Source organism: Mycolicibacterium sp. XJ870, from assembly GCF_053483975.1.
Window position 1 is genome coordinate 1 of record NZ_JBEFTI010000020.1, and the last position, 684, is coordinate 684.

1 protein-coding gene is annotated in these 684 nt (G+C 64.0%); it reads left to right on the forward strand.

Annotation, left to right across the window (positions count from 1 at the left end):
• Positions 1 to 684: DUF222 domain-containing protein (locus ABQF30_RS29530; protein ID WP_448470624.1), on the forward strand; the 684-nt coding region annotated here is incomplete at both ends.

The following is a 684-nucleotide window of genomic DNA, read 5'->3' on the forward strand; positions in this document are numbered from 1 at the left end:
ACCAAATGCCCGGACTGGGTCGACCAGCAACGCCGGGAGCGGTTTGAGGAGAAGCTGGTGGCGGTCGCCGCCCGCGAAACCCCGGAGACGCTGGGTCAGACGGTCAATGAGGCGTTGTATTTGTTGGATCAGGATGGCGACAAGCCGATCGATGTTCCGGTTGAGCGTAAGCGGGGCTTGACGTTTCATCCGCAGCAGCCCGATGGGTTGTCGAAGGTGTCGGGGTGGGTGACCCCGGAGTTTCGTGCGACGTGGGAACCGGCCCGCGCTAAATACGCCGCGCCGGGGATGTGCAACCCTGACGATGAAACCCCCTGCATCAGTGGGGTGCCGTCCGAGGAGGCCATCCAGGCCGATACCCGCAGCATCGCGCAACGCACTCATGATGCGTTTCTGGCGGTGGGGCGTCATGCGTTGATGTCGGGGGAGTTGGGTCAGCACAACGGGTTGCCGGTGTCGATCATCGTCACCACCACCCTGCAGGAACTGGAAGCGGGGGCGGGGATCGCGGTGACCGCCGGCGGATCGAAACTGCCGATCCCCGATGTCATCAAGCTGGCCGCCCACGCCTGGCATTACTTGGCGGTGTTCGATGCGGCGTCGAATGTGCCGTTGTATTTCGGTCGGACCAAACGCATCGCCACCCCTGGGCAGCGGTTGTTGTTGTTCGCGCGGGATCGGGGC